The organism is Pseudomonas sp. NMI760_13, assembly GCF_021283245.1.
Classification (GTDB): domain Bacteria; phylum Pseudomonadota; class Gammaproteobacteria; order Pseudomonadales; family Pseudomonadaceae; genus Aquipseudomonas; species Aquipseudomonas peradeniyensis.
Map to the genome: position 1 here is coordinate 405621 of NZ_JAJSRC010000001.1, position 8871 is coordinate 414491.

At 47.7% G+C, this 8871-nt stretch carries 4 protein-coding genes and 1 pseudogene; 1 reads left to right on the forward strand and 4 read right to left on the reverse strand.

Annotation, left to right across the window (positions count from 1 at the left end; all coding sequences use genetic code 11):
- Window positions 1–159: 159 nt before the first annotated feature.
- Window positions 160–2721 carry an AAA family ATPase gene (locus LU671_RS01815; protein ID WP_232854771.1) on the forward strand — a complete coding sequence of 854 codons (2562 nt, stop codon included), beginning with the start codon at window positions 160–162 and terminating at the stop codon, window positions 2719–2721.
- 239 nt (window positions 2722–2960) lie between these two features.
- On the opposite strand, the gene LU671_RS01820 is transcribed toward LU671_RS01815, so the two are convergent.
- The 4 genes and pseudogenes from LU671_RS01820 to LU671_RS01835 all read right to left on the reverse strand — a co-directional run bounded on the left by LU671_RS01820 (window position 2961) and on the right by LU671_RS01835 (window position 8632).
- Window positions 2961–4106: a hypothetical protein gene (locus LU671_RS01820; RefSeq protein ID WP_232854772.1), complete on the reverse strand. Its 1146-nt coding sequence runs from the start codon at window positions 4104–4106 to the stop codon at window positions 2961–2963.
- Window positions 4107–5309: 1203 nt separating this feature from the next.
- Complete coding sequence (locus tag LU671_RS01825; RefSeq protein WP_232854773.1) at window positions 5310–6236, reverse strand: hypothetical protein; 927 nt, start codon at window positions 6234–6236, stop codon at window positions 5310–5312.
- A gap of 195 nt (window positions 6237–6431) precedes the next feature.
- Window positions 6432–7469: an SMEK domain-containing protein gene (locus LU671_RS01830; protein WP_232854774.1), complete on the reverse strand. Its 1038-nt coding sequence runs from the start codon at window positions 7467–7469 to the stop codon at window positions 6432–6434.
- 306 nt (window positions 7470–7775) lie between these two features.
- Window positions 7776–8632: pseudogene (locus LU671_RS01835) on the reverse strand (IS5 family transposase).
- Window positions 8633–8871: the final 239 nt, after the last annotated feature.

Below are 8871 nucleotides of genomic sequence, written 5' to 3' on the forward strand. Positions count from 1 at the left end.
GCTTATCGGAGACGAACGCCATGGTGCGCCCCGTCCGGTTTTCGACCTCGCCAGGTCATACCGGGCCGCATTCTAACTGCGCGATCGGTTGCGGGTCTGCCAACCCTTTCCTCAAGCAAAGCAGCGACAATGCATCGCTGCTTCTCATGGACGCGAGAGATGATCGAGTCTATTACCCTCAAGAAGATTGCAACTTATCACCCAGACACCCCGGAAATTTTGGCGGCACTCAAGCCAGTTAACTTCATCTATGGCGCAAACGGAGCGGGTAAAACGACGCTCAGTCGCCTCATTGCAAACCCCAGTATTTCGTCAGACTGTGCAGTGACTTGGAAGAACAATAACTCCATCTCAACGCTGGTCTACAATAGCGATTTTATAGCAGAAAATTACAGCGACTCCAAAGATCTTAAAGGCGTGTTTACCTTGGGCAAAGCTGAACAAGCCCAACTGGATCGTTTGGAGACACTAAAGGCTGGGCGTAAACGTTGTGAGCAGTTACGGGACAGCGCCATTGTTCAACTCAGCGGCCCAGATGGAAACGGTGGTAAGCTTGCCGACTTGAAAGCTCTGGATGCAAGATTAGTGGGGCACTGCTGGGAACAAAAAATAAAGTATGACGATGTCTTCGAGGTGGCATTCAAGGGTTCCAGGAACAGTAAAGACAGCTTCAAAACCAGAGTACTGCAAGAGCATCTCAACAACAGATCCAAGCTAGCTGACCTTGAAAACCTAAAGAAAAGAGCGCTTGTGCTCTATGGCCGCACACCTGTCGCGCTGGATATTGTCCCAACGCTTGATCTTTCGCCGCTAATCTTACTTGCATCGAACCCTATACTAGAAAAGAAAATTATCGGCAAAAGTGATGTTGACGTGGCTGCGCTTATCGAGAGATTGGGCAATAGTGATTGGGTGCGTCAGGGTATCAAATACCTGGAGCATACGGATGAACAATGCCCGTTCTGTCAGCAAGGCACCCCGCATGATTTTGAAAAAAATCTTGTTGAATATTTCGACGAAACGTTTGAAGCGGACATTAAAGCGCTAAATGATTTCAAGGAGCGGTATTTCTCCAAGGTCGAGGATTTAGCATCTCGAGCACAGAAACTGTTAGAGGGTGATTACGAGCACCTAGATAAAGAAGCTCTAGTTCTGGACCTGAAGGCTTTTGAGGCGCTTTTACAAGTCAATAAGGAACGCATAGTCAGTAAGACGATCGCCCCTAGCACTGAAATTCGACTAGAAAGCATTGCAGATTTAGATGAAAAAATTCAGAAGGTAATTGCGACAGCAAATATAAAAAATGCCGAGCACAATAAGCTTGTTGCGGATTTTTCTACGGAACAAGCCAAGTTAACCTCGGACGTATGGAAGTATCTGCTTGAAGTTGAGTTAAAGACATCGTTATCAGAATACACAACTGACAAAGCCAAGATCGATGGCGCTATTGGTGGATTATCACGCTCATTGGAGCGAGCCAAACAAGATATAACTCAGGCAAACGTGGATATTGCAGCCATTGAGTCCGAGCTTACCAGTGTGCGACCGACGGTAATAGCGATTAATTCGTTACTCAAAGACTTTGGATTCCGTAGCTTTTCTTTGGAGGTTGCGGAAGGTGACAATTCTTACAAACTTATTCGTCCGAATGGTGCGGATGCGCGAAAAACCTTAAGTGAGGGTGAAAAAACTTTTGTCACCTTCTTATACTTCTACCACTTACTGAAAGGTAGCACGACAACTTCCGGATTGACAAATGAACGTATTGTGGTAATTGATGACCCCGTATCCAGTTTGGATAGTGACGTGCTATTCATAGTTGGTAGTATGATAAAGCAGCTTTTCCGAGATGTGAGAGACACGAGCTCAACCATAAGGCAGATTTTTGTGCTAACGCACAACGTACACTTCCATAAAGAAATCACGTTTGATCCTCAACGTAGCGCTGACAATGCTATGACTCATGAGAGCTTCTGGGTCATTCGTAAGCCCGATGATTTTACGAAAATCGAACGCCATGAACAGAATCCGATAAAGACGTCCTATCAACTTCTGTGGAGCGAGCTTCGTAGAAAACCACTTCCAGCGCTGACACTACAAAATACGCTTCGGAGGATTCTGGAGAATTACTTCAAGATTCTGGGCGGGATCGATACAAGCGTGCTGCTGGGTAAATTCGAGGGTTTAGAGAAGGTACAATGCCAATCTCTGATTAGCTGGGTAAACGACGGATCGCACTTCACGCAGGATGATTTGTATCTGGCAATAGGGGAGCGCACCGCAGCCAGTTACATGATTATTTTCTACAAGATATTCAAAGCTGCAGATCATATGGCGCATTACAAGATGATGATGGGCCGGGATTTCGTAGACCTAGCTCCGGATGAGCTGTTAATAGCAGCGGACGAAGCCAAAACTGCTAAAGCTCAAGCCAACCCCGTAGAAACCAATGTCGACACGGCAGGAACCGACACCGCAAATCAAGCGCAGCCCACAAAAGAGGTGGATGAAAAACCTCTGGAGGCTGGGAAATCAGCACCGCTACCTGAGTCTGGACTTGAGTTATCGCTTCCTCTCGCAGCAGCCCCGGAAGCCCCGGATTTACTCCCCGAGTTAAAGCCTGTTAAATCCATCAAGCCTCGGCCTGCTGCACAACCCTTAGCGCAACCCGGGCCACGTCCTCCTGACCATGACGAAGACCTAGACAGTATACCGTTCTGAGGTCTCTCCGAGCTCCAAAGCGCAACATAGCGCACTGGAGCACTGGAGCACTCAGGCCGGGGATAGAAATGGATCAGCAACTGCCCAACCACCCATATTTAGGTTCACTCCCGCCAATGCTGTTCCAGAGCGGGGCACTCAGTGCGCGGCTGATCGAGGTATACGAATCTTGTAAGCAATGCGTCGCCGCAGTTTCTTAGACTGAAGCCACAGCATCTCTCAGACTGCATTGTTCTTATCTACTGAGATCGAACCCCATGCAAATAGCATTTTTCCAGATATTTCTTAGAGTGCCCCCAAATATACTCAATGAGTTCTTTGGCACTACTCTGCATACTCAATGCCCACTGGACCTCTTCCATGGCATCAGGCTTCTCTTCTTTATAAATATGCCGAAGCATAAATGATATAGCTCCCAACCTGTAATCAAGTGGGGGATGCGTATTAGAATGCGAAAAGCCATCATCACTCCCAGACCGCATAATTGACCTACCACGCATTATGCAATCCAGCGCTGTCAATATAACCACTGCCCCAATATTGAACATCGCAGTAAAGTTTAATCCCCGATTATTCTGAGCGCCCAATGCCATGCATATGTGGGCTCCAATCAAGTCCGCTTGACATTCTTTTCCTTTTGCCAACTCATGCTCCTCCCCCTGAACCCCAGCAACTCCATCAAGCGAATGCTGCATAATGTGATGGCCATATTCATGGCTCAGGACAAACCACTCCATTGACTCGCATAGATCAAACACAAGATGAGCTTCATCACTGCCCTCCACTTTGCGCGCTTCGCCTACGGAAGGACAGTCGGGATCTATAGAATAATCCATGAAAAAAAAGTCCCAATCTTGCTGTAACTGCCGGTCAGCGTACAGAACCTCTTTAACCTCATCAAGTGACCAAACTATGCTTTTGTTTCCATCCACATCAACATCTTGGGGCAAAGTTCTCGCCAACAATTTGGCCAAACGATAGATCAACGTGCTTAGATGCCTGGTCATGAAGATCACGCTTGCTTCAGTGAGCATCACCTTTTGCTGTATAGCCTTAACGCCAGCCCCATGAATTACACCCATCGACACTCCACCATGGAGTTTATATCCAATATTATTTGCTATCCGTTCAACTTCAGAACGCAGCTCTCCCATATCAGACTCATGACGAGACACGTCTGCTGCGCTAAGTTCAGCTAGCTTGGACTTCAACTCGGTATCGGTAAAATCCAATCCTGGATACTGACCCTTAATAAACTCCACGGCCTCATAAAGACGCTCTACTGGGAGCACGTACGACGCAGGGTCGTCGGTATTTAATCGTTCTAAGAGCTGATCTCTGTAGTCATGCGCAGCCTCTAGATCACTAACTATTTGCTCCGACATAGACCCCATCTCCAATGAAAATTTATTTCAAGCCGGAATGATTTTAAAAGCCATTATGCCTAATAACTTTATTGATTAACCTTGATAACCGCTTCACTGCCCAAGCCCCTTGAATATCCTAATCAATTCGCTCATCGCCGAGTTTGCTCAAATGCTCATTCAGGCGTTTAACTAAACGGAAGTAATCCAGTCGAACAGGTGTTTCGCGATGCTCATCCATGATCTGCCTCGAGATTTTGGGATGGGGGACTCATTGTCTGCTAGGTAAAAATGGTCTAGGTAGTAGTCATTGATCGCATAAGCTAGTGTTCGGACGCTTACATCACCGGCCCGGCCTAGGGTCTGTGTGAAAAGTCTTGAGACGAAGGTCAGGCAAGGCGAAAACAGCCGAGGAAGCGGAGTTTACGGGTTGTAAATGAGCATTCCGAGGCTGTTTTCAACGCAGCATCACCGAGTATCAAGGCTTTTCACACAGAGCCTAGTCGCCATTACCATCGGCGCTGAAACGGGGCAATCGATCAACTCTCTTGTCGCGCGCATTGAAGGGGAAGTCGCAGAGCTTAAGCTAGCGGGAGTCCTCGCTGAGCTGGGGATTCCCTATGACCCTCCTAGGCTCTGTGAGGCCCGCATCATTATCAAAATCCAAGAAGCTGAACACATCAGAAAGGCAAGCCACATCGATTGATGCATTGCAAAACCCCGATGAGTTGATTTCTAATCATTAAACTGGGATGCTGACAATGTGTGATCAGACCTCCCTGAAAATAGCCCCGCTGCATATTTTGTCAACATATATGATATTTTCATCATCACAATTCAGATCCAGGCATAGATCTTTATCTGCTGGAGGCTCTGGGAACACTGACCGGTTACAAACTGCATCTATGTAAATAAATAGAACCTGCTTCCCAGTTACTTCATCATCACCGGCAAACAAATGACAGTGGTCGTGTAAATTCCGCATTTCATCGCTAGAATGTACGGCGCGGCGCAGAGCAAGAACTCGCACCTGTTTAGTTTTCTCTGAAAAACCGTCGCCTATTGACTCCTTAAACCCAATTGTGCTAAAAAAATCGTTGAATCCTCAGTAAGTCGATCTCGAAATAAATAGCCAGACAGGACTCGACTGACTCTCCCTGCCGGGAACTAAACATGTCCGGCCACGTACAAACCCTCACCCTCACCCCTCAGAACTTTATTGCTTCACGCAGAAGCTTCAGGTTCTGAATAATACCGTCCCGCCATATCTCGCTTCAACTTAGCGATATGATCAAAACAGTCTGCAGTCACATCCCTAAAGTCACTTTCGATCTGCTGGCAGTGATTAAGATAAATATCCGCCAAAACCGAAAAATAAGCCTCTATGATGCGAGTAAATACTAGAATACAGCCCTTCGTTCTTTTGCCCGAGCGGGCAACTACGTAGGTCTTGTTGCCTGACTTCTCTTGCGCAGGCTCGCTCTCCACATACACCCCCCATATCTTCTTATTGTTGTGTATATAGTCACTTAGCATGCCATTGAGGCTGCCTGCATCGGGAATAATCTCCTTCAGCGGCGTGATGGATTTGGTAGGCTCAAATTTATCAAGTTCTATTTTATCTTTTGCGCCCCTAATTTGATAGGCATGCCCTATCTGCTCAAGAACCGAACGAAGTAAGCAATTAACATCAAAGTACATACTGTTCTTTATAAGAATTGAGATTGATTGAAAGCTACTTAATACCCTTTGGAGAATTAGCATAGAAGCGCGGAGCCCTAGGTTAATCTCAGGAAGCCCCCCAATGCTCTCATCAATTGACTTGTGCGCCTTGAAGGAACTAAACACCAAAAAATCTGTCGCCAAAAATTCATCCTTAACCAGCGTCTGCATAGTCAAGCCGTCAGGATCATTAAGATTTTTAAGTAGCGCCTGAAAATTATCGTTATCAAATTCTTCATTTTCATCAAGAGATGAGAAAAGATAATGAACCAGCCTAAGCACCGTATTTGAACTATCTGTTGGCAGCGCGTAATCAAACTCGCCTGTTCCCAATGGAAAAAGAAGATGAACATTATCGATAGCATGCTCACCCTGCCGATAATAGCGAAGATCTCGCAAGGAAAACCACGGCTCACGATTATTGCTCATATTTATACAGGGCTCCATTTATTTAATATCCCGTCAGTATTCCAAGAGAATACGCAGGAATTTTCAAAGTTGAAGGAGAGCTCTCTTCTGACTGAAAGCTGACTATGATCCACGGATCCTGCCGGAAGCTGATACACGCATACTCTTGCGGCAATGTGAGGCACGAGACGGTAAAACGTGACTTGCATTAACTTATCAAAATCCGCTGAAATCCAGTGAGACAATTGGCTTTTTGTATCCTATGCCTTTGGCCTCAATGTAATCGACGAGCTCATATATAAAACCGTCAATTTTTATCGGAGCGAAAATTCTAACGAATGGGCTTTGGTTGCTCTCTTGCTCCTCAATATCTGCGAAGCCGTGCTCGTCAAGCAATATAAGCTCTTCCCTCAGGCCGGGGAATTTGCAGGTTCTTACAAGCTTGTTGTAGTTTAACCATAAGCACGCACGATAGAAGCTTCCGCTTGGTGTCTTTTTGTCGTCCATTTCTCTGCGCTCCAGAAGAAAAGCATAGAACTCTCGAGTGATTCTCGGCAGTTCGGCCAGCTTATGGGCGAAGCTTTTAAAGTGTTCCCTGACTTCGCTCAGCGAGTGCTCAAAATTCTCTTCAACCCCCTGTTGATAGGCATAGTATTTCTTGAAATTCGAAAACTGCGGCTTAGGGATTCTCTCAATATACGAATCTATTGATGTTGCAAAATTACCATCTTCATCGGGGATCTCCAGCTCAATCCGAATCCTTGTCAAGTTGCGACGGACAAGGTCATAGAGAGCCTGCAAACGATCAAGTGGAAGGGATATAGTCTTCCTACATAGGTCGTCTATATCCCAGATGTTCTTCTCGGTGAAACTTAATGCTTTTGCATACGCCGAATTAATAGTGTATGTCGATTGTTTCTTTCCGATTATCAGTACGATGACTTCGGTGAAACCAGTTTTTTTCTCAAAAAGCACCTTGAGAGTCTTATTGATCTTTTGAGAGGTTTTTGTTGATGTAACTTGAAAGGCAATTGAGGCGACCTCATCGCCAAGGTCTAGACCTGGCTCATTGCTTCTGTCGTCATTAAGGTTACACAAGAGCAATGAGAGAGCCTCATTTAAGAAGTCCTTAAAAAAATCCTCAAGATAGCGATTGAGATCGGTAAGTCCAAGCTGGCACCGAGTAGATACCTGCTGTGAAATAGTTGCGAGCCCGTCAACTATCTCGCCAATTAAATGTCCGCGCGTGATCATGCTTCACCGTGAATATGGTTTATTAGTCGGCGATACATACAGACGGGTGCTCCCCTGTTTCTATCGTGTAGCGAGTCTTGTCGATGCGCGCCACTTTATCAAATTATCTCAAGTATTGGAGTCGTAGCATAGGCAAAGAGGTCGCGGTAGGGACGGCAGTTACCTGCCGCCCCCGCACAGATCCGTACGCGCGGAACTACCGCATACGGCTCCTGCCTCGGGTGATGCTATCAGCAAGGTCTGTCAGACAGATACCTACCACTGAGGGGATTTGAGCCGGACTAGAGGGGCCCCTTCTGTCATCGTCTAGGCTCTGTACGAAAAGAAATGTCGCAAACACCGCATGGCACAAGCCAGTGAGACCATGGCGGCATAGCTTTTCGCGAGCTTGTCGAAGCGTGTCACGATCCGGCGGTTCTCTTTCAGCCAGCCAAACATGCGCTCGATGATGTTGCGCTGTCGGTACTTGGGCCGATCAAACAGTCTGGGTAAGCCAGGCTTGGGCTTGCGCTTCATCGAGCGCAGCGGGATGACGGGCTGCATTCGGTATTGGTCGCAGTAGCGGCGAAGTGCCTCGGCGTCGTAGCCCTTGTCGGCAAGCAACCACTTGCAGCGTTTACGCGGACGGCCACGTTGGCTTGATGGAATGCTGACTTCGTCCAGCAATGGCTGGGCATAGCTGATGTCACTGGCTTGACCGCCAGATAGGAGGAAGCGCAACGGTGCCCCGTTGCCGTCGCAGAGCATGTGGATTTTGGTTGTCAGGCCACCGCGACTGCGGCCTAGAGCGTGATCGGCAGGCTCATCAGGCCCCCTTTTTTCCCGGCGCCAGAAGAGGCTCGGGTTGCGCGTACAGCAGTTGAGTCGATCATCCAGGTTTGCAAATCGATCAAGCCTTGCTCATTCAATCTCAGGTGCAAGCGCTTGAGCATCTGACCGAATATGCCCTGATTTCGTCAGCCCCGAAACCGCTGATACACCGTAGACCACGGGCCGAAGCGCTCCGGCATGTCTCGCCACGCAGCGCCCGAGCAGAGTACCCAGAGCACGCCATTGAGCATCAGACGGTCGCTCAGGCGGGGCCGCCCGCGGCCATGAGTTTCGATGAAGAGATTGGCGACCACACCCCAGGCCTCATCCGAGAGTTCGTAACGCTTTGCCATCACAGAATTCCTTTCCGTAGATGGCCGGCAACCCTACAGAATTTCAGCTTCCGAAGGGCGCCGATTGGGTTTCTCGGGATTTCGTACAGAACCTAGGGTCTGTGTGAAAAGTCTTGAGACGAAGGTCAGGCAAGGCGAAAACAGCCGAGGAAGCGGAGTTTACGGGTTGTAAATGAGCATTCCGAGGCTGTTTTCAACGCAGCATCACCGAGTATCAAGGCTTTTCACACAGAGCCTAG

Bases quoted from the DNA above. Each gene is read 5' to 3' on its own strand.
- LU671_RS01815 (WP_232854771.1), top strand. From the start codon at position 160: ATGATCGAGTCTATTACCCTCAAGAAGATTGCAACTTATCACCCAGAC.
- LU671_RS01820 (WP_232854772.1), bottom strand. From the start codon at position 4,106: ATGTCGGAGCAAATAGTTAGTGATCTAGAGGCTGCGCATGACTACAGA.
- LU671_RS01825 (WP_232854773.1), bottom strand. From the start codon at position 6,236: ATGAGCAATAATCGTGAGCCGTGGTTTTCCTTGCGAGATCTTCGCTAT.
- LU671_RS01830 (WP_232854774.1), bottom strand. From the start codon at position 7,469: ATGATCACGCGCGGACATTTAATTGGCGAGATAGTTGACGGGCTCGCA.